Origin of the sequence: Vibrio sp. ECSMB14106, from assembly GCF_000972265.1 — a bacterium.
In the GTDB taxonomy this organism is placed as follows: Bacteria; Pseudomonadota; Gammaproteobacteria; order Enterobacterales; family Vibrionaceae; genus Vibrio; species Vibrio kanaloae.
Map to the genome: position 1 here is coordinate 93,316 of NZ_LAUM01000010.1, position 23,997 is coordinate 117,312.

The 23,997-nt window shown below is 44.5% G+C and carries 22 protein-coding genes, 1 riboswitch and 1 other annotated feature; of the genes, 16 read left to right on the plus strand and 6 right to left on the minus strand.

Translation table 11 applies throughout. From position 1 onward, the window contains the following. Positions 1-41: 41 nt before the first annotated feature. The 3 genes from lolA to serS all read left to right on the plus strand — a co-directional run bounded on the left by lolA (position 42) and on the right by serS (position 3,508). Entirely contained in the window at positions 42-638 is a 597-nt protein-coding gene (lolA, locus tag WR49_RS09195; RefSeq protein ID WP_046223800.1) for an outer membrane lipoprotein chaperone LolA, read from the plus strand. Positions 639-702: 64 nt separating this feature from the next. Next, the gene (locus WR49_RS09200) at positions 703-2,058 is read left to right on the plus strand and encodes a replication-associated recombination protein A (protein ID WP_231574694.1); all 1,356 of its coding nucleotides are present in this window, start codon (positions 703-705) and stop codon (positions 2,056-2,058) included. Positions 2,059-2,200: 142 nt separating this feature from the next. Next, entirely contained in the window at positions 2,201-3,508 is a 1,308-nt protein-coding gene (serS, locus tag WR49_RS09205) for a serine--tRNA ligase (protein WP_046223802.1), read from the plus strand. Positions 3,509-3,609: 101 nt separating this feature from the next. Here serS and bioA read toward each other — a convergent pair whose 3' ends face one another. Next, positions 3,610-4,887 (minus strand): adenosylmethionine--8-amino-7-oxononanoate transaminase, encoded by a 1,278-nt coding sequence (bioA, locus tag WR49_RS09210; protein WP_046223803.1) that lies wholly within the window; start codon positions 4,885-4,887, stop codon positions 3,610-3,612. 159 nt (positions 4,888-5,046) lie between these two features. Here bioA and bioB point away from each other — a divergent pair, with 159 nt between their 5' ends. The 4 genes from bioB to bioD are packed head-to-tail and all read left to right on the plus strand — an operon-like array spanning position 5,047 to position 8,781. After that, complete coding sequence (bioB, locus tag WR49_RS09215) at positions 5,047-6,099, plus strand: biotin synthase BioB (protein WP_016792500.1); 1,053 nt, start codon at positions 5,047-5,049, stop codon at positions 6,097-6,099. Beyond that, a complete protein-coding gene (gene bioF, locus WR49_RS09220; RefSeq protein WP_046223804.1) occupies positions 6,086-7,297 on the plus strand; it encodes an 8-amino-7-oxononanoate synthase in 1,212 nt (403 codons plus the stop codon). The genes bioB and bioF overlap by 14 nt, the downstream gene beginning before the upstream one ends. Beyond that, positions 7,298-8,101: a malonyl-ACP O-methyltransferase BioC gene (gene bioC / locus WR49_RS09225; protein ID WP_046223805.1), complete on the plus strand. Its 804-nt coding sequence runs from the start codon at positions 7,298-7,300 to the stop codon at positions 8,099-8,101. Continuing rightward, entirely contained in the window at positions 8,098-8,781 is a 684-nt protein-coding gene (gene bioD / locus WR49_RS09230) for a dethiobiotin synthase (RefSeq protein WP_046223806.1), read from the plus strand. The genes bioC and bioD overlap by 4 nt, the downstream gene beginning before the upstream one ends. An 84-nt stretch (positions 8,782-8,865) precedes the next feature. Here the strand turns inward: bioD and WR49_RS21450 are convergent, their stop codons facing one another. Further along, positions 8,866-9,033 (minus strand): hypothetical protein, encoded by a 168-nt coding sequence (locus WR49_RS21450; protein ID WP_017057057.1) that lies wholly within the window; start codon positions 9,031-9,033, stop codon positions 8,866-8,868. Positions 9,034-9,311: 278 nt separating this feature from the next. Here WR49_RS21450 and htpX point away from each other — a divergent pair, with 278 nt between their 5' ends. Beyond that, positions 9,312-10,175, plus strand: coding sequence for a protease HtpX (htpX, locus tag WR49_RS09235; protein ID WP_046223807.1), 864 nt, complete (start codon positions 9,312-9,314; stop codon positions 10,173-10,175). A 311-nt stretch (positions 10,176-10,486) separates the two neighbouring features. Here the strand turns inward: htpX and purB are convergent, their stop codons facing one another. The 3 genes from purB to mnmA form a co-directional block, all read right to left on the minus strand. Further along, positions 10,487-11,857, minus strand: a complete 1,371-nt coding sequence (gene purB, locus WR49_RS09240) for an adenylosuccinate lyase (protein WP_017057059.1) — start codon at positions 11,855-11,857, stop codon at positions 10,487-10,489. Between the two features lie 143 nt (positions 11,858-12,000). Further along, positions 12,001-12,618 carry a high frequency lysogenization protein HflD gene (gene hflD / locus WR49_RS09245; protein ID WP_046223808.1) on the minus strand — a complete coding sequence of 206 codons (618 nt, stop codon included), beginning with the start codon at positions 12,616-12,618 and terminating at the stop codon, positions 12,001-12,003. Positions 12,619-12,661: 43 nt separating this feature from the next. After that, complete coding sequence (gene mnmA, locus WR49_RS09250) at positions 12,662-13,798, minus strand: tRNA 2-thiouridine(34) synthase MnmA (protein WP_046223809.1); 1,137 nt, start codon at positions 13,796-13,798, stop codon at positions 12,662-12,664. A 204-nt stretch (positions 13,799-14,002) separates the two neighbouring features. On the opposite strand from mnmA, the gene WR49_RS09255 reads away from it, so the two are divergent. Both WR49_RS09255 and WR49_RS09260 read left to right on the plus strand, forming a co-directional pair. Next, positions 14,003-14,272 (plus strand): hypothetical protein, encoded by a 270-nt coding sequence (locus WR49_RS09255; RefSeq protein ID WP_010439986.1) that lies wholly within the window; start codon positions 14,003-14,005, stop codon positions 14,270-14,272. 102 nt (positions 14,273-14,374) lie between these two features. Further along, positions 14,375-15,679, plus strand: coding sequence for an inosine/guanosine kinase (locus WR49_RS09260; protein ID WP_017057062.1), 1,305 nt, complete (start codon positions 14,375-14,377; stop codon positions 15,677-15,679). Between the two features lie 171 nt (positions 15,680-15,850). Here the strand turns inward: WR49_RS09260 and WR49_RS09265 are convergent, their stop codons facing one another. Continuing rightward, a complete protein-coding gene (locus WR49_RS09265) occupies positions 15,851-16,261 on the minus strand; it encodes an H-NS family histone-like protein (RefSeq protein WP_017057063.1) in 411 nt (136 codons plus the stop codon). 362 nt (positions 16,262-16,623) lie between these two features. After that, a riboswitch (Lysine riboswitch) is annotated at positions 16,624-16,801 on the plus strand. A gap of 112 nt (positions 16,802-16,913) precedes the next feature. Between WR49_RS09265 and WR49_RS09270 the strand changes: the two genes are divergently transcribed. The 6 genes from WR49_RS09270 (at position 16,914) to hisH (ending at position 23,987) form a co-directional block, all read left to right on the plus strand. Then, a complete protein-coding gene (locus WR49_RS09270) occupies positions 16,914-18,506 on the plus strand; it encodes a Na+/H+ antiporter NhaC family protein (protein WP_046223810.1) in 1,593 nt (530 codons plus the stop codon). Positions 18,507-18,695: 189 nt separating this feature from the next. Further along, positions 18,696-18,831 (plus strand) — a sequence feature (His leader region). 53 nt (positions 18,832-18,884) lie between these two features. Next, positions 18,885-19,781, plus strand: coding sequence for an ATP phosphoribosyltransferase (hisG, locus tag WR49_RS09275; protein WP_046223811.1), 897 nt, complete (start codon positions 18,885-18,887; stop codon positions 19,779-19,781). Continuing rightward, positions 19,781-21,082, plus strand: coding sequence for a histidinol dehydrogenase (gene hisD, locus WR49_RS09280; RefSeq protein WP_046223812.1), 1,302 nt, complete (start codon positions 19,781-19,783; stop codon positions 21,080-21,082). The genes hisG and hisD overlap by 1 nt, the downstream gene beginning before the upstream one ends. A 9-nt stretch (positions 21,083-21,091) precedes the next feature. Next, positions 21,092-22,132, plus strand: coding sequence for a histidinol-phosphate transaminase (hisC, locus tag WR49_RS09285; protein ID WP_046223813.1), 1,041 nt, complete (start codon positions 21,092-21,094; stop codon positions 22,130-22,132). 127 nt (positions 22,133-22,259) lie between these two features. After that, positions 22,260-23,348, plus strand: coding sequence for a bifunctional histidinol-phosphatase/imidazoleglycerol-phosphate dehydratase HisB (gene hisB, locus WR49_RS09290; protein ID WP_046223814.1), 1,089 nt, complete (start codon positions 22,260-22,262; stop codon positions 23,346-23,348). 24 nt (positions 23,349-23,372) lie between these two features. Beyond that, positions 23,373-23,987, plus strand: coding sequence for an imidazole glycerol phosphate synthase subunit HisH (gene hisH / locus WR49_RS09295; protein WP_046223815.1), 615 nt, complete (start codon positions 23,373-23,375; stop codon positions 23,985-23,987). The last annotated feature ends 10 nt before the right edge of the window (positions 23,988-23,997 follow it).

The following is a 23,997-nucleotide window of genomic DNA, read 5'->3' on the forward strand; positions in this document are numbered from 1 at the left end:
AATCGAAAATATGACAGACTTATGTTTTAACAGGATTATTGATGAAAAAAGTATTCGCACTTTTATTTATGAGCTTCTCAGTGTTTGCTTCTCCGAAAGAAGAGTTGAGTAGCCGCTTGGCATTGAACGCTGGCTTTAGTGCTGACTTTAAACAAGTTGTCACTAGCCCTGATGGTGACGTTGTTATGGAAGGTGAGGGCACGGTAGAGATTGCACGCCCAAGTTTATTCCGCTGGGAAACTACGTTCCCTGATGAAAACCTGCTGGTATCTGATGGTCAAAGCTTGTGGTACTACAGCCCGTTCATTGAGCAAGTGAGCATTTACTGGCAAGAACAAGCAACATCACAAACGCCTTTTGTACTGCTGACACGCAACCAAGAGAGCGATTGGGACAACTACAACGTCGCGCAAACTGGTAATCAATTTACGCTAACGCCAACGGCTGTGGATTCTAATCAGGGTGATTTCCAGATTAATATCACCCAAAAGGGCATTGTTCAGGGCTTTAATGTGATTGAACAAGATGGTCAGAAAGGGGAGTTTACCTTTAGCAATGTTGACTTAGGTAAGCCAGCAGCAGACCGCTTTACTTTTGTGGCGCCGCAAGGTGTCGAGGTCGACGACCAAAGAAATTGATCCAAACTGACAGATCGTTTGGTAGTAAGTCGATAGGCATTGATGCCATCAACGAATCAAGAGATTGCAATTGAGTAACTACAGCTTAGATTTTGCAGGGGACGAAGATTTTCGTCCCCTTGCTGCTCGTATGAGACCTGAAACTGTTGAACAGTATATCGGTCAGCAGCATATATTGGCTCCAGGTAAACCGCTTCGCAGAGCGTTGGAAGCGGGCCAGATTCACTCGATGATTTTATGGGGTCCTCCTGGCACCGGTAAAACCACGTTAGCGGAAGTGGCTGCGAACTATGCGAGCGCAGAGGTTGAACGCGTATCAGCGGTAACCTCGGGCGTAAAAGATATTCGAATTGCGATTGAAAAAGCGCGTGAAAACAAGCAAGCCGGGCGTAGAACAATTCTGTTTGTGGACGAAGTCCATCGCTTTAACAAAAGTCAGCAAGATGCGTTCTTACCTCATATCGAAGATGGCACGGTTACGTTTATCGGCGCGACTACAGAAAACCCTTCTTTTGAATTGAATAACGCTTTGTTGTCGCGTGCGCGAGTCTACAAACTGACTTCTCTCAATACTGAGGATATCTCCCTCGTTATTCGCCAAGCTATCGAAGATAAACAGCGTGGGTTGGGTGATGTGTCTGCCAATTTTGCCGATAACGTCTTAGATCGCCTTGCTGAACTGGTCAACGGTGACGCACGTATGTCGCTCAATTATCTTGAGCTGCTGTATGACATGGCAGAAGACAACGACAAAGGCGAGAAAGCGATAACGTTGCAGTTGTTAGCTGAAGTGGCTGGTGAAAAAGTCGCTCGTTTCGATAATAAGGGCGATATTTGGTACGACCTAATATCTGCGGTTCATAAGTCAATTCGCGGTTCCAACCCTGATGCGGCCTTGTATTGGTCGGCACGAATGATTGCGGCAGGTTGTGACCCTTTGTATATCGTAAGACGTTTGCTGGCGATTGCTTCTGAAGATATCGGTAACGCTGACCCTCGTGCCATGCAGGTAGCGATGTCAGCTTGGGACTGCTTTACTCGCATTGGCCCTGCGGAAGGGGAACGTGCGATTGCTCAAGCGGTTGTCTATTTAGCGTGTGCACCAAAGAGTAACGCCGTTTACACCGCTTGGAAACAAGCGTTGACCGATGCGCACAACCTTCCTGAATATGAAGTGCCTCATCATTTACGAAATGCACCGACAACTTTGATGAAGGACATGGGCTATGGGCAAGAATACCGTTATGCTCATGACGAACCAGGAGCCTACGCGGCTGGTGAAAAGTATCTGCCTCCTGAAATGGGAGAGAAGCAATACTATTTCCCAACAAAACGAGGCTTAGAGACCAAAATTGGCGAGAAGCTAGATTATCTGGCGGATTTGGACGCAAAAAGCCCACAAAAACGCTATGAAAAGTAGTCTTTTTTGGATATCGTTACCTAGTCATAAAATTTCAATTAAATCGTTATAAATTGGTCGAAATAGCACCAGTTTTAGGGGTTTAGCAGTGATTCAGTAGTAAAATACTGAATATTCAAATAACTAAAGCATAGGATTAGCAATGCTGGATTCTAAATTACTTCGAGCTGAGCTGGATGAAACAGCGGCAAAATTAGCACGTCGAGGCTTCACCCTTGATGTAGAGACAATTCGTGAACTTGAAGAAAAACGTAAGTCCCTTCAGATGAAAACTGAAGAGCTACAAGCGTTACGTAACTCTCGATCGAAGTCCATTGGTCAAGCGAAAGCAAAAGGCGACCATGAAGAAGCTGAGCGTATCCTTGCAGAAGTAGGCAACTTAGGCGCAGAACTAGACCAAGCTAAAGTCGCATTGGCTGACCTTCAATCTGAGCTAGAAACGATCACCATGTCTATTCCTAACCTTCCTGACGTAGAAGTGCCAGATGGTAAAGATGAAGACGACAACGTAGAAGTTTCTCGTTGGGGTCAACCTAAGACTTACGACTTTGAAGTGAAAGATCATGTAGATCTTGGCGAAATGTCTGGCGGTCTTGATTTTGCTAGCGCAGTTAAAATCTCGGGTTCTCGTTTCATCGTGATGAAAGGCAAATTTGCACGTCTGCACCGTGCTATTGCTCAGTTCATGCTGGATCTTCACACTGATGAGCACGGCTACACAGAAATGTACGTACCGTACCTAGTGAACCACGATAGCCTTTACGGTACTGGTCAACTTCCTAAGTTCGGCGAAGACTTGTTCCACACAAGCCCGTTAACTGAGCAAGTAAGTGACGTACCTCTTAAGACTCTATCGCTTATCCCTACTGCGGAAGTACCGGTAACGAACATGGTTCGTGACACAATTACTGATGAAGCTGAACTGCCACTTAAGATGACAGCTCACACGCCATGTTTCCGTTCTGAAGCGGGTTCTTACGGTCGTGACACTCGTGGTCTTATCCGTATGCACCAATTCGACAAAGTTGAATTAGTACAAATCACTAAGCCAGAAGACTCAATGGCAGCGCTTGAAGAGCTAACGGGTCACGCTGAGAAAGTACTTCAACTTCTAGAGCTTCCTTACCGTAAAGTGATTCTATGTACGGGTGACATGGGCTTCGGTTCTGCGAAAACTTACGACTTAGAAGTATGGGTTCCAGCACAAGAGACTTACCGTGAGATTTCTTCTTGTTCAAACATGTGGGATTTCCAAGCTCGTCGTATGCAAGCTCGTTTCCGTCGTAAAGGCGAGAAGAAACCTGAACTTGTACACACACTAAACGGTTCTGGCCTTGCTGTTGGTCGTACTATGGTTGCTATTCTTGAGAACAACCAAGAAGCTGACGGCCGTATTGCTATCCCAGCAGTACTTCAGCCATACATGGGCGGCGTAACGCACATTGGTTAGTTAGCTCCTAGAGCCCTATTAATTTTGTAACCCAGCCATTCGGCTGGGTTTTTTATTTGCGGTAAGATAAAGGTATACGTATAAGACGTGACCTGCATGAGTTAAGTAAAGCAGTGGCTATCTTTTAATGCGCTATCAATGGCGGAAACAAGTTGTTCGATGTGCTCAGGCTTGCTAATGAAAGGAGGCATCATATAAATCAACTTACCAAATGGGCGGATCCAAACGCCTTGCTCTACAAAGTGCGCTTGAATGGTTTCCATATCGACAGGCGTGTGAGTTTCAACAACGCCAATTGCGCCCAACCAGCGAACGTCTTTAACCAGATCATGCTCCAGCAGAGGTGGCAGTAACTCAGAAAAGAGCAGTTCAATCTGTTGAGTCTGATTTTGCCAATGACCTTGCTCTATGATGGATAAACTTGCCGCACCCACGGCGCAAGCTAATGGGTTCCCCATAAAGGTTGGTCCGTGCATAAAGCAGCCCGCTTCACCGCCACATACCGTATCAGCGACTTCTTTGCTCGCCAGCGTTGCTGACAGCGTCATGTAGCCGCCAGTCAGCGCTTTGCCTAAACATAGAATGTCCGGTTGAATGTCGGCATGTTCACACGCGAACAGTTTCCCTGTGCGGCCAAATCCGGTCGCAATCTCATCCAAAATAAGCAATACGTTAAATTCATCACACAGCAATCGCACCTGTTTCAGAAATTCAGGGTGGTAGATACGCATACCGCCAGCGCCTTGAACGATTGGCTCCAAGATCACGGCTGCGACGTCTTGATGATGTGTTGCTAGCTTTTCACGGAAGCTGTTTATGTCGTTAGCGTCCCATTGATCCCAAAAGCCTGTTTTCGGTGAATCTGCAAAAATGTGCTCAGGCAAAAAGCCTTTGTAGAGGCTGTGCATTGAGTTATCTGGGTCGGTCACTGACATCGCTGCAAAGGTATCACCGTGGTAGCCATCCCTGAGTGTGAGGAACTTCGAACGAGGTTGCCCTTTAGCATGCCAGTATTGCAGCGCCATTTTGAGGCTAACCTCTACCGCGACTGAACCTGAATCGGCCAAAAATACATGCTCAAGATTACTTGGTGCGAGATTCAAAAGCTTCTTACATAGATCGATAGCGGGCTGGTGGGTGATACCACCAAACATAACGTGTGAAACCTTATCGATTTGACTGTGGGCGGCGGCATTTAGCTCAGGGTGATTGTAGCCGTGGATGGTTGACCACCAAGATGACATACCATCAATAATTCGTTTTCCGCCTTCTAATTCTAGGTAAACACCGTCTGCATTGGTGACTGGATAGCAGGTCAGAGGTGTTAACGTTGATGTGTAGGGATGCCAGATATGCTGGCGATCAAAGGCGAGATCCATAGTAACTTCCATTCTTTTTGTGGTTGCAAAATAACCAGGTGTAAACTTTTGGCATTATCAATGTGTTGACAGTCTAAAGCTTGTCGGTAGACTAGCCAAGCATAAATGCAATCTCTATTGATAGAGATGAAACATCAAATAATAAAAAAGGATCGACACGTGGAAGTTCGTCATGACTGGACAGTTGCTGAAGTAACAGCGCTGCTTGAAAAACCGTTTATGGATTTAATGTTTGAAGCTCAAGTGGTCCATAGACAGTACCAAGAGCACAACCACGTGCAGGTGAGTACGCTTCTATCGATTAAGACCGGTGCTTGTCCTGAAGACTGTAAGTACTGTCCTCAAAGTGCTCACTACCGAACGGATGTCGACAAAGAACGCTTAATGGAAGTCGAGCGTGTTTTGGATGCGGCGCAAAAAGCCAAGAACGCAGGCTCGACTCGTTTCTGTATGGGCGCGGCATGGAAAAACCCGAAAGAGCGCGATATGCCTCACCTGACTGATATGATCAAAGGTGTGAAAGGTATGGGCCTAGAAACTTGTATGACACTGGGTATGCTTACACCAGATCAAGCTGGCGAGTTAGCAGACGCAGGTTTGGATTACTACAACCATAACCTTGATACGTCTCCTGAGTTTTACGGCAGCATCATCACCACTCGTACTTACCAAGATCGTTTAGATACGCTATCTCACGTACGTGATGCCGGTATGAAGATCTGTTCTGGTGGCATTATTGGTATGGGCGAAAGTACCAATGACCGTGCAGGTCTGCTGGTAGAGCTAGCGAACCTTCCGGTACACCCTGAGAGTGTGCCAATCAACATGCTCGTGAAAGTGAAAGGCACACCGATGGAAAACGTCGATGATGTTGAATCTTTTGACTTCATTAAGTTGATTGCGATTGCTCGTATTATGATGCCAATGTCTGCGGTTCGCCTATCTGCAGGTCGCGAGAATATGAACGAACAGATGCAAGCGATGTGTTTCATGGCTGGCGCGAACTCGATCTTCTACGGTTGTAAGCTACTGACTACACCAAACCCAGATGAAGACACGGATATGCAGCTTTTTAAGAAGTTAGGTATCAACAGCCAACAAGTGGCTCAGAAACCTGATGAAATTCAAGAAAACGAACTGTTAGATCAAGTGGTGGAGCGCGTTGCTGCTCGTCCAACGAAAGATGACATGTTCTACGATGCCACTGTTTAAATCTCGTATCAAAGGTGCCCTTGTTCAACGCCGCGAACAGGGGCTAACTCGTCAACTCAAGGTACTCGAAAGCAGTAATGGTCCTTTGCTTACTTGCGAAGGTTCTCGCTTCATCAATTTTTCGAGTAATGATTACCTAGGCTTGGCGAACGACCCTGAATTGGTGGAGGTGTGGCAAGCTGGGCTTTCCCTTTATGGTGCTGGCAGTGCGGCATCGCCATTGGTCACGGGTTTTAGTCCTGCTCATCGAAACTTAGAAGCTCAGCTGTGCGAATGGTTGGGCTTTGAACGTGCCATTCTCTTTAGTTCTGGTTTCAGTGCCAATCAAGCCTTGTTGTTTTCTCTGCTCGAAAAAGGCGACTCTCTGTTGCAAGACAAATTTAACCACGCCTCTTTGATGGAAGCGGGGATGCTTTGTCCTGCAACAATGAAACGCTTTAAGCACAACGATACACAACATCTAGAGTCGTTATTAGGTCGGTCTCCACAATCGTTAGTCGTCACTGAAGGCGTATTCAGCATGGATGGTGACCAAGCGCCTCTCGAATATATCTCTAGCCTGACTAATCAATACGACAGTTGGTTGGCGATTGATGATGCCCACGGTATTGGCGTATTAGGTGATAAAGGGGCAGGGAGCTGCAACGCCGCACAAATCTCACCTGATATCTTGGTGGTGACCTTTGGTAAAGCATTTGGCCTTTCTGGTGCTGCGATTCTTTGTTCGTCAGAAGTGGGGGATTACTTAACGCAGTTTGCGCGTCATCATGTGTATTCGACGGCGATGCCACCTTCACAAGCGGTGGCTTTGTCTCATGCGTGTCAGATGATTCAGACGCAAGAGTGGCGCCGAGAAAAGCTGACTGAGTTAGGGGCTCTCTATACAGAGCAGGTAAATGATTTGAAAGGCTTTGTGGATACTCAGACGCCGATCAAGCCGTTTTTAATCGGCGAAGCCCAATCTGCACTATCTATTGCTGAAGAGTTAAAGCAAAACCAAGTTTGGGTGACCGCAATAAGGCCGCCAACTGTTCCTGTTGGAACCGCTCGATTACGAATCACGTTAACGGCAAATCATAGCCATGAACAGATTCTCCAGCTAACCAGGTCGTTGCATCAAGCCATTGAGCGAAATATCGACTCAGGCATTAAATCGGGTATCCATCCAAGCTTTGAATCAAATAAAGAGGCTCAGTAAATGTCACAAGAAGCAGTAGTGCATAATTACGTTGGCCAAGATAAGAGTGCGATTGCCGAAGCCTTTGGTAAAGCAGCAACAACCTATGACAAACACGCTGAATTTCAGCGCGATGTTGGCCACCGATTACTGGATAAATTACCCAGCGATCTGTCAGGCTTTAAGGTGCTGGATCTAGGTTGTGGTACTGGCTATTTCTCCGAGCAACTTGTAAAACGAGGCGCCGAAGTGGTTTGCGCTGATCTTTCTGTTGGAATGCTAGCAACAGCAGAGAAGCGGTGTGGTGCATCTGTCTCTTTATACCAACAAGCCGATGCTGAACAATTGCCGTTTGAAGATGGGTGTTTTGACATCGTTTTCTCTAGCCTTGCGTTGCAATGGTGTGACGACTTGTCGTCGCCTTTGAGAGAGATGAAGCGTGTTACAGCGGCTGGTGGGCGTGTTATTTTCTCAACTTTGCTTGATGGGTCACTGTTTGAACTGGAAAAGTCATGGTCCAAAATTGACGCACATCAACACGTTAACCATTTTATTACAATCAATCAGGTAAAAATTGCGTTAGCGCAATCTAGCTGTACTGCTCATCAACTAGACTTGCCCACCATCACTGTTTGGTACGACACTGCGTTTGAACTGATGCGCGACCTTAAAGGCATCGGCGCTAATCACGTAAGTGGTCGCTCACAAGGTTTAACAAGTCGTCGTATGTTGCAGCTTGTTGAACGGGAATATCGAGAGTTCAAAAATCATCAAGGTTTCTTACCAGCAACATATCAAGTTTGTTTAGGGGTTATTCAATTATGATTGATGCATTATTCATTGCAGGTACGGATACCGAAGTGGGAAAAACTGTGGTTTCAAAAGCGATTCTTCAAGCTTTGGCCGCACAAGATTTATCAACAATTGGCTACAAGCCAGTTGCTGCAGGATGTGAACGATCCCCTGAAGGGTTACGTAACAGTGATGCGCTGCATCTTCAAGAAGCAGCGACGCAATATATTGCTTACAAGGACGTTAATCCGTACGCGTTGCTACTGCCATCATCGCCTCACGTCGCCGCGAAGCATGACGGTGTCGTAATTGATGAAGCGGTATTATCAGCGAAGCTAGAACAGCATAAGCAGAACTCTGACATCGTTTTAGTTGAAGGTGCTGGTGGTTGGCGTGTACCGGTTTCAGATGACGAATACTTGTCTAGCTGGATTAAGAAAGAGCAGCTTCCAGTTGTATTGACGGTAGGTATTAAGCTGGGTTGTTTGAGCCACGCTCTATTAACCGCAGAAGCGATTCGTGCAGATGGTCTAAATCTAGTCGGTTGGGTAGCAAACCGCATTAACCCAGGCACTGAACACTACGCAGATATTATTGCGATGCTTGAAGATAAGCTTGGTGCGCCAAAGTTAGGTGAGATCCCTTACGTACCAAAAGCGAAGTCTAAGAATATTGGTAAGTACATTAATGTACAGCCATTGCTTGAACTTTAATTCTCAAGTTATACGTGAAACAAGAAAAGGGCTGCGATTGCAGCCCTTTTGCTATTTTAAGCCTGTGTAGAGTTAAGCTTGGGATTAATGCTCTTTTGTCAGTCCCATTAGTGCTTGTTGTGTCTCTGTTATATTGGTCTGCGCTGCTTGTGGCGTAAGAATACCGATCTGTTTCTTTGCTTCTTCTTCAGTAATCCCTAGGTGACAGCACAGTAAATCAATAGCCATTTGAGTGTTAGTACCTTCAACCATGATTGTTCCCTTGTTGTACATGGACAAGCCAATAAATCATCTGAAGCCACTGTAAACGGATTGTTATATCGATACCATACGACTTAGGTCTAATAGAATGCGAGTAATCCGAATGCAGCTTCGTAATCAAATGTTGCAATTTAATGCTTAACCTTGTTTTCTTAATCTAAGACTATATGTATAAGTAAGTATAAGTCTTCAAGGTTGGAATATATTGCTCTCTGCCTTGTATCTATAACAATGAGTTTACAAAAATAGCTTTGATGCGGAGATAAGTAATGAAGCGAGTAATGTTGTTCCTTGCAACCAACCTTGCGGTTGTATTGGTACTAAGTGTTGTTCTTAATATTGTATACGCAGTCACAGGTATGCAACCAGGAAGCCTCTCAGGCTTGCTGCTAATGGCTGCGGTGTTTGGTTTTGGCGGCTCATTCATTTCATTAATGATGTCAAAGAAAATGGCGCTACGCTCAGTAGGCGGCATGGTCATTGAAAGCCCGCGTAATGAAACAGAACATTGGTTGATGGAGACGGTAAGCCGTCAAGCTCAACAAGTTGGTATTGGTATGCCAACAGTGGCGATCTACGACTCACCAGACATCAACGCATTCGCGACAGGTGCTAAGCGTGACGATTCATTGGTAGCGGTATCAACAGGCTTGCTACACAACATGACGCGTGATGAAGCTGAAGCGGTATTAGCGCATGAAGTTAGCCACATCGCGAACGGCGATATGGTGACCATGACGTTAATGCAGGGGGTTGTGAACACGTTCGTTATCTTCTTATCTCGTTTCATCGCCAACATTGTTGCGTCAAATGACAGCGAAGAAGAGGGTGGCAGCAATATGATGGTGTACTTCGGTGTATCTATGGTGCTGGAGTTGGTATTTGGTTTCTTAGCAAGCTTCATTACGATGTGGTACAGCCGTCATCGTGAATTCCATGCTGATGCAGGTGCAGCAAACCTAGTGGGTAAAGAGAAGATGATTGCAGCGCTAGAGCGTCTAAAGGTGAGCCACGAGCCACAACTAGAAGGTTCTATGATGGCATTTGGTATCAACGGTAAAAAGTCTCTAACAGAACTTCTAATGAGCCATCCACCACTAGATAAGCGTATTGCGTCTCTACGTAACATGTAGTCGCTAGGTATTCTGTCGTCGCTAGTCGATAAGATACCTTTGAAAGGCTTTCCTCGGGAGGCCTTTTTTGATCTTGGTGTTTAAGACAGTAAGTATCCGAGGGGTATGTGTTTGGTAATTGAGGGGTACTGGTGACTGAGGGCTACGATATTTAATGGGTGATACCTCATGAACTGATATAAGTAGGGTGATTAGAAGGGGGACTTTGTGTTTTTTTGATTGCAGCTCTTGCTCAGTACACTTTGTTTCGCTCAAAAAAAAGGCTTCCACATGGGAAGCCTTAGTCTATTCTGTAATTCGAAATTCGAATCTTACAGCTTGTCAGTTAGCTCGATTGCTTGACCGATGTAGTTCGCTGGTGTCATCTCTTTCAGGCGAACTTTCTCGTCTGCAGGGATTTCAAGACCGTCGATGAATGCACGCATGCCTTCGCCATCTACACGCTTACCACGAGTTAGCTCTTTTAGCTTCTCGTATGGCTTCTCGATACCGTAACGACGCATTACTGTTTGTACTGGTTCAGCCAGTACTTCCCAGTTCTTATCTAGTTCAGCAAGTAGCGCTTCACGATTAACTTCTAGCTTGCTAATACCTTTCAGAGTTGAAGTGTATGCAATGATTGCGTAGCCAACACCAACACCTAGGTTACGAAGAACCGTAGAGTCAGTTAGGTCACGTTGCCAGCGAGAAACTGGAAGCTTTTGTGCAAGGTGGCTAAATACTGCGTTAGCTAGACCAAGATTGCCTTCAGAGTTTTCGAAGTCAATTGGATTAACTTTATGCGGCATTGTCGAAGAACCGATTTCGCCAGCAATAGTCTTCTGCTTGAAGTGACCAAGAGCGATGTAACCCCAAACGTCACGGTCGAAGTCTAGAAGTATTGTGTTGAAACGAGCAACAGCGTCGAATAGCTCAGCGATGTAATCGTGAGGTTCGATTTGAGTTGTGTACGGGTTCCAAGTTACGCCAAGAGATTCAGTGATGAACTCTTCGCTGAACTGGTGCCATTCAACTTCAGGGTATGCAGAAAGGTGAGCGTTGTAGTTACCTACAGCACCGTTGATTTTCGCTAGGATCTCAACGCTTTCGATTTGCTTGTATTGACGTTCCATGCGGTATGCAACGTTAGCCATCTCTTTGCCCATCGTAGAAGGAGAAGCTGGCTGACCGTGTGTACGAGATAATAGAGGAATATCACGGTACTCGTTCGCAAGTGCTTTGATAGCATCAATTACGTTGCGAATTTCTGGAAGAATCACTGTGTCACGAGCTTCTTTAAGCATAAGCGCGTGAGATGTGTTGTTGATGTCTTCAGAAGTACATGCAAAGTGAATGAATTCGTTAACTGCGTGAAGCTCAGGAACGCCAGCAACTTTCTCTTTCAAGAAGTATTCAACCGCTTTAACGTCGTGGTTTGTCGTGCGCTCAATTTCTTTGATACGCAGAGCGTCTTCTTCGCTGAAGTTAGCGGCTAGTTCATCAAGAAACTGGTTAGCTTCTGCACTGAACGCTGGTACTTCTTTGATTGCATCAGTTGCTGCAAGCTTTTGTAACCAACGAATTTCAACGATAGAGCGGTACTTTAGTAGTCCAAACTCACTAAAGATGCTGCGTAATGCAATAGTCTTACTTCCGTAACGGCCGTCTACTGGTGAAACAGCAGTCAATGCTGACAGTTCCATGGTGTTCTCCTGAATTGAGTTTTCTAAATTTTGAGAGGTTTATACCAGTAACAATCTCAATTGTCACGCACATTGCGCAATCGTTTGCGTGAGAGTTGTGTTGATATAAAAAACAAGCTCGCGACGAGGCGCGAGCTAATAAATTACATTCGAGCTAGTAGGATTTGAGCCTGCTCGATCATCTTCTTGCGACCGAAGATAAGATGGCGGCGTTTACCACCAACCTGGCGCCAAAGAACAGCGCTTCGAATTCCTGATAGAAGCAGCGCACGAACCTTATGTTGGCTCGACGTCTGTTGAAGTACAGCCGGCGTACCAGAAACCTGAATGCGCGGGCCGATTGGGCTCACTACATCTAGGTAGATGCTCGCAAGGTTGCTGATCATTTGCTCGTCAAATAGATCAAAGTGCTCCGTTTGACGTTCTGCAGTTTGAATGCGATCACCAAGCTGAGACATAGAATCGTTGCGAGAAGATAGCTTACGCTCAAGCGCCATTAAGCTGATGATGTAACGAGTGATATCGCTACCCGCTGGAGTACTATCGATACCTTTAACTAAGCACTCGAGGCCAAGCTTTAGGTTCGCTTCTCGGCCAAACACACCCACGGTATTCACTGGGTTGGTATTTACAATGGCACTGAGTGAAGCTTCGAAGGCATCTTTATCACAATGGCCGTCTTTCGCTACTTGTTGAACCAAAGCCACAGCTTGGCAAATTCCGGCGAAAGCAATAGTACGGTCATAAAGTGTATTAGCCACGTAGTAACTCCTAGTTGTCTTCTATCGTTTGTCGTTTGATTGATTAGATGCGCTTTTCGATGATACCACCACCAAGACATACTTCGCCTTGGTAGAATACCGCTGATTGGCCTGGGGTCACAGCAATTTGTGGCTCATCAAAGATAACCTTAATGTTCTCATCATCAATTGGGATGATTGTACAAGGAATATCGGTTTGACGGTAACGTGTTTTTACCGTGCATGTCATAACTTCAGTAATTGGTGTGCGATTTACCCAATGAAGCTGAGATGCGATCAAACCTTCTGATTTCAGAAGCGGGTGGTCTTTGCCTTGTACTGCGATCAGTACATTACGCTTAAGGTCTTTTTCACCAACAAACCATGGTTCTTCATTACCGCCACCACCTTTGGTGCCGCCGATATGTAGGCCTTTACGCTGACCTAGCGTGTGGTACATCAAGCCTTGGTGTTGACCAATCACTTGGCCTTCTGGTGTTTCTATGTTACCCGGTTGTGCTGGTAGGTATTTGCCAAGGAACTCTGTAAACTTACGTTCACCAATAAAGCAGATACCTGTTGAATCTTTCTTCTTCGCGGTGATCAAGTCTTGTTCTTCCGCAATGCGTCGCACTTCAGGCTTCTCTAATTCACCAACAGGGAATAGGCTGCGTGCTACTTGATCTGAGCTAAGCGTATATAGGAAATAGCTTTGGTCTTTGTTGCTGTCTAGGCCACGTAGCATTGCTGGCTTAATGCCAGCATCTAGCTCTTCTTGAGTAGGGAAAGTACGACGCACGTAGTGACCCATCGCTATATAATCTGCGTCTAGCACTTCATCCGCAAACTCTAAGAATGCTTTGAATTTGATTTCTTTGTTACAAAGGATATCAGGGTTAGGAGTACGACCTGCTTTGTATTCTTCAAGGAAGTATTCGAATACGTTGTCCCAATATTCTGCAGCAAAGTTGATAGTGTGAAGGTGGATTCCTAATTTGTCACATACCGCTTGAGCATCAGCAAGATCTTCAGCTGCCGTGCAGTACTCTTCGTTATCATCTTCTTCCCAGTTTTTCATGAAAAGGCCTTCTACCTGATAGCCTTGTTGCTGAAGAAGATACGCCGATACTGACGAATCTACACCGCCGGACATACCGACAATTACTTTCTTTTCGCTGTTTCCAGAGCTGATATCTGACATGTCTAAACACCGTTACTATTACTTGGTCGCAGATTCTAACAGAAAGAGAAACGCCGTGACAGATCCGAGACCGGAATCACAGTTTCATTTGCACAAAATAGTGCGCTGACTTTGTTAGAGAATTGCATGAGAGCGAGGTGAGTCGCTAGGATGTCAGAAGTATATGTGGCATAGTCGCTCGAAATCCAAGACCTGAGATAAAAAATGTCTGAACAAAATGAATTTATGCAAGAAGAAGAGTTGATTGAGATTATTGAAAATCAGCTTGAAGATGGCGAACCTGTAAAAGTAAAAGAGACGCTAATGCGTTTAATGATGACAGGCACTCCTCGTGAAGAGGCGATTGCGGCGATGGCATGTGCATTGGCTATTGAAGTGTTTGATGTAATGAAGAACGGTGCAGAGTTTAATCAAAAGCGTTATGCAGAGCATTTAGGAATGTTGCCTGATCTAAGCTTTATGGAAGGCGAATAAAAAAATAGTTCGGCAAACGTTTGCTATAGTTTGAAAGATTGCCGCGTTAAATATAGCGCGGTAGAATCCGCCACCTATTTCCCCTTGACTTAGACTAGCCCTATGAAATTCCCTGGACAACGTAAATCAAAGCATTACTTTCCGGTTCACGCACGTGACCCTCTAGTGAGCCAAGCTCAAAGTAGTAAAAGAATGTCACGCACTCATATTATCGGTATTGACCAAACCTTGGTGGATATTGAAGCAAAAGTGAGTTCCGAACTTATTGAGAAGTATGGTTTAAGTAAAGGGCATTCATTGGTTATCGGTGACGAAGCCGCTGAGTCTTTATATCAAGAATTAAAAGAACATTGCCTAATTACCAATGAGTACGCTGGTGGCACAATAGGTAATACATTACACAATTATTCCGTACTGGCGGATGATCGCTCAACACTGCTTGGTGTAATGAGTCAAGATATTAAGATTGGTAGCTATGGTTACCGTTATTTATGTAATACATCAAGCAGAATGGATCTGAACCACTTACAAGGGGTAGATGGCGCAATTGGTCGCTGCTTTGCATTAATTACAGAAGATGGTGAACGTACTTTCGCAATCAGCGAAGGTCAGATGAACCAATTAAATCCAGAAAGTATTCCAGAGAAAATTTTCAAAAGTGCTTCTGCTTTAGTATTAACGGCATATTTAGTTCGTTGTAAGCCAGGCGATCCTATGCCTGAAGCAACAATGAAAGCTATTGAATATGCGAAAAAATATGATGTGCCCGTTGTTTTAACGTTAGGTACAAAGTTCGTTATTCAAGATGATCCTGAATTTTGGAAAGACTTCTTAGAGCAACACGTAACGGTTGTTGCAATGAACGAAGATGAAGCGGAAGCCCTAACCGGTGAAAGTGATCCGCTTGCTGCCTCAGACAAAGCGCTAGAGTGGGTGGACTTAGTTCTCTGTACGGCTGGCCCTGTTGGCCTATTCATGGCGGGTTACACTGAAGATGCAGCAAAGCGTGAAACATCACTGCCTTTACTTCCTGGTTCAATTGCAGAATTCAACCGTTTTGAATTTAGCCGTCCTGCGCATAAAGATTTATGTGAGAACCCGACTAAGATCTATTCTCATATTGCCCCTTACATGGGTGGCCCAGAAACGATCAAAAATACCAATGGTGCTGGTGATGCGGCGTTGTCTGCTCTATTACATGATATGGCGGCAAATAAATACCATAAAGAAAATGTACCAAATTCGAGTAAGCACCAACATTCATTCTTGACGTACTCTTCTTTCTCACAAGTTTGTAAATATTCAAACCGTGCTAGTTATGAAGTGTTAGTTCAACACTCACCACGTTTATCTCGTGGTCTTCCTGAAAGAGAAGATAGTCTAGAAGAAGCTTACTGGGAAAGATAATACGCTTTACTTATCAAATCCATTTCTAGTGATGAATTTGAAATATAAAAAAAGGCTTCGAAAGAAGCCTTTTTTATTTCTGAATATATTGAAGCCGTAAATAATACTTTGGTCGACTGTAATATTAATTCAATTGCTGAGTGTGTGGTGAGTCACCCATTGAAGGTTTAGCTAGATTGCAAACTCTTCTAGAGATTTACCAGCATCTAGTTGCTCTTGGATAGCTGAAGGCGTACGGCCTTGACCTGTCCAAGTTTTCTCGTTGCCGTTTGCGTCTACGTATTTGTATTTCGCTGGGCGAGGAGCGCGTTTAGCTTTAGTTGTTTTAGATTTTGCTTCACCAGAAAGAGCTGCAATAAGATCGGCAACATCAATTCCGTCTTTTGCAATTTGTTCAGCGATAGCAGAAAGCTTAGCTTCTTGTTCTGCTTTAGCAGCACGTTCTTCAGCTTCAGATTCTTGACGCTCTTGTACAACAATAGTTAGCTTGTCTAGCGCTTCTTCAAGTTGCTCAAGAGTTAATTCACGTGAGAATGCACGAAGGCTGCGGATATTTAATAAAGTTTTTGTTAATTCAGACATGATATTTCCCATCAAGGTAAACCAAATAATCCTGCTAATAATAAACAGAGCACAGGAATAAAACAAATAGTATTTCTAGTAAAGGTTATTTAAATATAAAAGTGAGATGAATAGTTGAAAATGAAGAGATACATTCCTCTATTGAATTTCTAATAATCATTAGAGTATCTAAAAATAGATATGTGACTTGTAGAGCAGCAACCTTATGTTGATTATTTTCTAGTATTACGTTACTAACAAAACCCTATTTTTCTCGGAATGATATGTTGCATTGTTGCTTTTGATGGGTACAATTGCGGCTACCTGATGCGATGCTTCAGTTAATTTATTGTTAAACTCTGGTTTCAATGGTTAATGATGTTATCGCACGTAGAGGTGCAATTATGAAGAGTAGTTATCGTTGGGGTGATGCCAATGAACGAGAATGAAAGGTGTAATTGCCGAAGTAAATTGTATATCTAAGCAATTTGCTGGGGTTGTGCTCAATAGGTACAACACTGCCATAGTCTTAATTTTAAACTATGGAGCGCTACTGTAGGGTTGGGTGAAGTGTTCACTTCCCTTTCGCTTAGTTCAACATGAGCTTGATAAATCGTATCAAGTTTATCTGCAGTAGATCTCTAGCCAAATAAAAAACTGGTTCTTGAAGATCATGAATTTAATAGATTTCGCAACATCACCTTTATCTTTGCTTCCTCCACTTGTGGCTTTAAGTCTTGCTATTGTTACCCGTCGTGTATTGGTTTCTTTGGGGGTTGGTATCGCTATGGGGGCTATTTTACTTGCTGACTATTCAGTAGGGAACGCAGCTAGCTACGTGTTTACCAAAGCTTCAGGAGTTTTCATAGAAGATGGTGGTATTAATACATGGAACATGAGTATTATTGCATTCCTAATTATTCTTGGAATGACAACTGCACTGTTAACACTGTCTGGCGGTACTCGTGCATTCGCCGAGTGGGCTCAATCCCGTGTTAAGAGCAAACGTGGTTCAAAACTACTTGCTGCTTTCCTAGGTGTATTCATCTTTGTTGATGATTACTTCAATAGCTTAGCGGTAGGTGCAATCTCTCGCCCTGTCACAGACCGTTTCTACGTATCGCGCGCTAAGCTTGCTTATATTCTTGATTCTACTGCGGCTCCAATGTGTGTGATCATGCCAGCTTCTAGCTGGGGTGCGTACATCATTACTATTATTGGTGGCATCTTAGTAACACACGGTGTGACAGAGTATTCTGCGCTGGGTGCTTACGTTCGTCTTATTCCAATGAACTTCTATGCGGTATTTGCACTTCTTATGGTGTTTGCCGTTGCATGGTTCGGCTTAGACGTAGGTAAAATGCGTGAACATGAAATTGAAGCATCTCAAGGCCGCGGTTTTGACGGAGACAACGATCAAAAGCAAGCTCACGATCTAAACGAAGAGCTAGATATTAAAGAAAGCGATAATGGTTCTGTATCTGATCTAGTGATGCCAATCGTATCGTTAATTGTAGCGACCGTTGCCGCAATGCTGTACACAGGCGGCCAATCGCTGGCTGCTGATGGCCAAGCATTCAACCTTCTAGGTGCATTCGAAAACACTGATGTAGGTAAGTCTCTTGTTTATGGTGGTATTATTGGCCTGTTGTTTGCGTTAGCAACCGTGTTCAAGCAGAAGCTATCGATGTCTGACATTGCAAGAACGATGTGGATTGGTGCAAGCTCAATGTTTGGCGCTATCTTGATTCTTGTGTTTGCATGGACAATCGGTTCTGTAATCGGCGACATGAAAACAGGTTCGTACTTATCATCTCTAGCGACGGGCAACATCGACTACCACTGGCTACCTGTTATCTTGTTTCTTCTTGCTGGCCTGATGGCATTCTCAACAGGAACCTCTTGGGGTACGTTCGGTATCATGTTACCTATCGCGGGTGATATGTCTGCAGCATCTGATATCGCGCTAATTCTGCCGATGCTCAGTGCGGTTCTGGCTGGTTCTGTATTTGGTGACCATTGTTCTCCTATCTCAGATACAACGATTCTTTCTTCGACAGGGGCTCGTTGTAACCATATTGATCACGTCGCAACTCAGCTTCCTTACGCGTTGTCTGTGGCACTCGTGTCGTGTATCGGTTTCATCACCCTAGGTATGACTGCATCGATTGCTATTGCATTTAGCTCTGCATCTCTAGCATTTGTTTTTGTGTGTTTTGTATTAGCTTATTTCTCTCGTAGTAAAATGGCGAAGTGCAAAAGCTAATCTGCACTTGATCTAATAATGAAAAGGGAGACTGTGGTTTCCCTTTTTTGTGCCTGCTGAATGAATTTGAAATTTAGTGAAAAAAGTTAAAATTAATAGTTGAAAAAGGATGTCAGCTTAGTTAGTGTGGATACAAGTCAGCAAACAACCTAAGAGCCGATTAAGTATGCGTAAATTAGTAATGAACATTCATCACCATCATCACCCTATCTAGTCTTTCGGGGAGATTTACGTATACCCGGGAGCAAGAATTCTCCCGGAGGTTAAGTCAAAAAATTTAGATTTAAACCCTCGGGACGACAAAGTCTTCCGAGGGTTTTTTAGTTTTAGCGCTTTTAAATAATCAATAAATTCAAATATTTGCACAGGGATACAGCAATGCAGACACAACGCCTAAGAATCGCAATACAAAAGAAAGGTCGCTTAAGTAAAGAGTGCCAAGAGCTACTAAAAAAATGTGGTGTTAAATTTAACATCATGGGTGAGCGCTTAGTGGTTCACTCACTAAATATGCCAATCGACTTGTTGCTTGTTCGTGATGACGACATACCAGGTCTTATCATGGACGGTGTGGTTGATTTAGGCTTCATTGGTGAAAACGAACTAGAAGAAGTTCGTCTAGACCGTGTTGCTCTAAAAGAGCCATCAGAGTTTCGCACACTACGTCGTTTAGATTTCGGTGATTGCCGTCTTTCTATCGCTATCAATAAAGACGAAGAATACAACGGCCCACAAGATCTCGCGGGCAAGCGTATTGCGACCACTTACCCACACCTGCTTAAAGCCTACATGGACGATCAGGGTGTTGAATTCAGCACTTGTATGCTAACAGGCTCGGTTGAAGTTGCTCCTCGCGCAGGTTTAGCTGACGCTATCGCCGATTTAGTTTCTACTGGCGCAACGCTAGAAGCGAATGGCCTAAAAGAAGCAGAGGCTATCTTCCAATCTAAAGCAACACTGATTCAACGTGTTGGTGATTTCGACGCAGACAAAACCGCATTGATTGAAAAACTACTGACTCGTATGCAGGGTGTTCAGCAAGCGAAAGAGTCGAAGTACATCATGCTTCACGCACCAACGTCTCAACTAGAGCAAATTAAAGCGCTATTGCCTGGGGCTGAAGATCCTACTGTTCTTCCTCTATCTACAGACAAAGACAAAGTTGCCGTTCACCTAGTCAGTACTGAGAACTTGTTCTGGGAAACTATGGAACAGCTTAAAGAGTTGGGTGCAAGCTCGATTCTAGTATTACCAATCGAAAAAATGATGGGGTAGTGATGATGAGAACCGTTGTTTGGCAATCTTTAAGTGAATCACAGCAAGACTCGGTATTAGAGCGTCCAGCTATTACTGAAGGTGCAAACATCACAGCGACTGTTTCTGATGTTATTGCAAAAGTACGAAATGAAGGTGATGCCGCGCTTAGAGAGCTGACTGCAAAGTTTGATGGTGTGACTCCAGAATCGATTCGAGTTAGCTCGGGTGAGATCGAAGAGGCGTGTGCTCGTCTAACACCAGAAATGAAGCAAGCGCTAGAACAAGCTTATAGCAATATTGCGAAGTTCCACGAAGCTCAAAAGCCACAGCCTATTAAGGTTGAGACACAGCCTGGTGTTGTATGTGAGCAGGTGACGCGTGCAATTAATACTGTTGGCCTTTATATTCCAGGTGGCAGTGCACCACTTCCTTCAACGGTTCTTATGCTAGGTGTACCCGCTCAAATTGCAGGTTGCCGCAAAGTTGTACTTTGTTCGCCTCCGCCAATCGCTGATGAAATATTGTACGTTGCTAAGCTTTGTAAAATCGACGAAGTTTACAATGTCGGTGGTGGTCAAGCCGTTGCTGCAATGGCTTACGGTACTGAGAGTGTTGCTAAAGTTGATAAGATTTTCGGCCCAGGTAATGCCTACGTAACGGAAGCGAAGCGTCAAGTGAGTAATGATTTTCGTGGTGCGGCGATTGATATGCCTGCCGGTCCATCAGAAGTGTTAGTGATTGCCGATGAAACCGCTGATGCAGACTTTATTGCTGCGGATCTATTGAGCCAAGCGGAACATGGTCCTGATTCTCAGGTTGTCCTGGTAACACCATCTCCAGTGGTTGCAGACCAAGTAACGGATGCGGTGCAGAAACAACTGAAAGAGTTGTCTCGCGCTAATATCGCTCAGCAAGCCTTGGCATCTAGCTTGATTATCATCTCAGAATCAATCACTCAAGCTATCGCAATTTCGAACTTCTACGGGCCTGAGCACTTGATTGTTCAGACCAAGAACCCACGTGAATTGCTGCCATTGTTGGATAACGCGGGTTCTATCTTCCTGGGTGACTGGTCTCCGGAATCTGCAGGTGATTATGCATCTGGCACAAACCACGTACTACCGACTTACGGTTACACCAAAACGTATTCGAGCTTAGGTTTAGCGGATTTCTCTAAACGTATGACAGTACAAGAACTAACAGCCGATGGCTTGAAAGGCTTAGCACCAACAGTCGTGACGATGGCTGAAGCCGAAGGTTTGGATGCTCACAAGCGTGCTGTGACTATCCGAGTTGAAAAATTAAATAAAGAGAATTAAGGGCAGGGCATGGAAAAGTTAGCAAGAAAAACAGTTCAGGCTCTTACACCTTACTTGTCTGCAAGACGAATTGGTGGCAGCGGAGATATATGGTTGAATGCCAACGAATCTCCATTTGATAACGAGTACAACATAAACCTATCTCGTCTTAACCGCTACAGCGAATGTCAGCCAAAAGAGTTGATTGATGCTTACGCTCAATATGCAGGTGTAACGCCGGAGCAAACACTGACAACACGTGGTGCTGACGAAGGTATTGAACTTTTGATTCGAGCTTTCTGTGAGCCGAACGAAGATGCGATCCTTTACTGTCCTCCGACTTACGGCATGTACGCAGTGAGTGCGGAAACCATTGGTGTTGAACGTAAAATCGCGCCTTTGACGTCTGAATGGCAATTGGATCTTCCTGCTATTGAAGCGCAACTAGACAACGTAAAAGTCGTGTTTGTTTGCAGTCCAAATAACCCAACCGGCAATTTGGTTAATCGAAAAGACATCATAAAGCTGCTTGAAATGACGCAAGACAAAGCGATTGTTGTAATGGATGAAGCGTATATCGACTTTTGCCCGGAAGCGTCAACCGTCGATTTACTTGAACAATACCCGAACCTTGCGATTCTACGTACTCTTTCTAAAGCTTTCGCATTAGCCGGTTTACGCTGTGGCTTTACTTTAGCAAATCAAGAACTGATCGATGTTCTATTGAAAGTGATTGCGCCATACCCTGTGCCAATCCCTGTTGCTGATATTGCTGTTCAAGCACTTTCGGAACATGGGCTTGCAAGAGCGAAGTACCAAGTTTTGGATCTAAGTGCTAACCGAGCGTATTTGCAAGCGGGTTTATTGAGTATACCTCAAGTGACGGTCTTTGATGGTTGGGGTAACTACTTATTGGTTAAATTCCCGAATGGCGATGAGCTATTCAAAGCGGCTTGGGACACTGGCATTATCTTACGTAACTCGCCAATCGAAGATTGTGTTCGCATTAGTATTGGTAACCGCGAAGAGTGCGAAAAGACACTCGGATTCATTCGTAACTTTTTTCAGTAACGAACGCTTACCAGTAATCACATTGGTCAGTTGTGTTTAATCAACATGACTGGCAAATGAATCAGACATTTGGGCTAGCGGTTGATTTTAGCTAGGCCACCAGATTTAAAATTAAAAGGAAGTTCAAGTGAGTAAACAACAGAAAATACTTTTTATAGACCGTGATGGCACCTTAATTGTTGAGCCGCCAGTCGATTTTCAAGTAGACCGTTTAGACAAACTAAAATTCGAACCGCTCGTGATTCCTAGCTTGTTAGCGTTGCAAGATGCAGGCTACCGCTTAGTGATGGTCACTAACCAAGATGGTCTAGGTACCGATAGCTACCCACAAGAAGATTTCGGTGCACCACACAATATGATGATGGAGTTCTTCGAATCTCAAGGCGTTAAGTTTGACGATGTTCTTATTTGCCCTCACTTTGATGAAGACAACTGTTCTTGCCGCAAGCCTAAGTTGGGTATGGTTAAAGAGTACCTACAGGGCGGTAAAGTAGACTTCCAAAAGTCAGCCGTGATTGGTGACCGAGTGACAGATCTTCAACTTGCTGAGAACATGGCAATTCGCGGTATTCAATATGGCCCGGATGCAGAAACGGAAGGCACGCTTAACTGGCCACAAATCGTTAAAGATCTAACGGTTAACGCTCGTGTTGCTGAAGTAGTTCGTACCACTAAAGAAACCGATATCAAGGTGGCAGTAAACCTTGATGAAACTGGTGGCAACAAGATCGATACGGGCATGGGCTTTTTTGATCACATGCTTGATCAAATCGCTACCCATGGCGGTTTCCAAATGAACCTAACTGTGAAGGGTGACCTACATATTGATGATCACCACACTGTGGAAGACACCGCACTTGCATTAGGCCAAGCACTTAAAGATGCGTTAGGTGAAAAGCGTGGCATTGGCCGTTTCGGTTTCAGCCTACCAATGGATGAATGTTTGGCTCAGTGTGCGTTAGACCTATCTGGTCGTCCGTACCTAAAATTTGATGCTAAGTTTAGCCGCGAGCAAGTGGGTGATCTTTCAACTGAGATGGTGGTTCACTTCTTCCGTTCTCTAACCGATACACTGGCTTGTACGTTACACCTTTCTTCTAATGGCAATAATGATCACCACATCATTGAGAGCCTATTTAAAGCGTTTGGTCGTACTCTTCGCCAAGCAATTAAAGTTGAAGGTAACGAGTTGCCAAGCAGCAAAGGCGTTCTGTAAGGCTAACGTTAGCAAGGAAAAACAATGAAAGATCAAAAAATTGTCATTATTGATACTGGTTGTGCCAACGTTTCTTCGGTGAAATTCGCCATTGAGCGTTTAGGCTATACAGTTGAAATTTCAAAAGAACCAGAAGTGGTACTTGCCGCCGACAAGCTATTCCTACCCGGAGTCGGAACTGCAAGTGAGGCAATGAAGAACCTACAAGAGCGCGACCTTGTTTCTCTTGTGAAGCAAGTGGAGAAGCCTCTACTAGGTATCTGTTTAGGTATGCAGCTGTTAGGCAAATTATCTCAAGAAAAAGGCCAAAAAGCCGACGAAATAGTTGAATGTTTAGGCTTGTGTGATGGTGAAGTTCGTTTACTTGAAACGGGCGACTTGCCATTACCACACATGGGTTGGAACACCGTCACCGCAGCACCTAATCACCCTCTATTTAAAGACATTGAAGAAGGCGAATACTTCTACTTTGTTCATAGTTTCGCAATGCCAGTGGGTGACTACACAATCGCGCAATGTGATTACGGTAGCCCGTTCACTGCGGCGGTTCAAAGTGGCAATTATTATGGTGTTCAGTTCCACCCAGAGCGATCTTCGAAAGCTGGCTCTAAGCTGATTCAGAATTTCTTGGAATTGTAATAAGGATTAG

Bases quoted from the DNA above. Each gene is read 5' to 3' on its own strand.
- hisC (WP_046223813.1), top strand. From the start codon at position 21,092: ATGGAAAAGTTAGCAAGAAAAACAGTTCAGGCTCTTACACCTTACTTG.
- WR49_RS09260 (WP_017057062.1), top strand. From the start codon at position 14,375: ATGAAATTCCCTGGACAACGTAAATCAAAGCATTACTTTCCGGTTCAC.
- WR49_RS09270 (WP_046223810.1), top strand. From the start codon at position 16,914: ATGAATTTAATAGATTTCGCAACATCACCTTTATCTTTGCTTCCTCCA.
- WR49_RS09255 (WP_010439986.1), top strand. From the start codon at position 14,003: ATGTCTGAACAAAATGAATTTATGCAAGAAGAAGAGTTGATTGAGATT.
- WR49_RS21450 (WP_017057057.1), bottom strand. From the start codon at position 9,033: ATGGTTGAAGGTACTAACACTCAAATGGCTATTGATTTACTGTGCTGT.
- htpX (WP_046223807.1), top strand. From the start codon at position 9,312: ATGAAGCGAGTAATGTTGTTCCTTGCAACCAACCTTGCGGTTGTATTG.
- bioC (WP_046223805.1), top strand. From the start codon at position 7,298: ATGTCACAAGAAGCAGTAGTGCATAATTACGTTGGCCAAGATAAGAGT.
- lolA (WP_046223800.1), top strand. From the start codon at position 42: ATGAAAAAAGTATTCGCACTTTTATTTATGAGCTTCTCAGTGTTTGCT.
- hisH (WP_046223815.1), top strand. From the start codon at position 23,373: ATGAAAGATCAAAAAATTGTCATTATTGATACTGGTTGTGCCAACGTT.
- hisG (WP_046223811.1), top strand. From the start codon at position 18,885: ATGCAGACACAACGCCTAAGAATCGCAATACAAAAGAAAGGTCGCTTA.
- mnmA (WP_046223809.1), bottom strand. From the start codon at position 13,798: ATGTCAGATATCAGCTCTGGAAACAGCGAAAAGAAAGTAATTGTCGGT.
- bioF (WP_046223804.1), top strand. From the start codon at position 6,086: ATGCCACTGTTTAAATCTCGTATCAAAGGTGCCCTTGTTCAACGCCGC.
- serS (WP_046223802.1), top strand. From the start codon at position 2,201: ATGCTGGATTCTAAATTACTTCGAGCTGAGCTGGATGAAACAGCGGCA.
- WR49_RS09265 (WP_017057063.1), bottom strand. From the start codon at position 16,261: ATGTCTGAATTAACAAAAACTTTATTAAATATCCGCAGCCTTCGTGCA.
- bioD (WP_046223806.1), top strand. From the start codon at position 8,098: ATGATTGATGCATTATTCATTGCAGGTACGGATACCGAAGTGGGAAAA.
- purB (WP_017057059.1), bottom strand. From the start codon at position 11,857: ATGGAACTGTCAGCATTGACTGCTGTTTCACCAGTAGACGGCCGTTAC.
- bioA (WP_046223803.1), bottom strand. From the start codon at position 4,887: ATGGATCTCGCCTTTGATCGCCAGCATATCTGGCATCCCTACACATCA.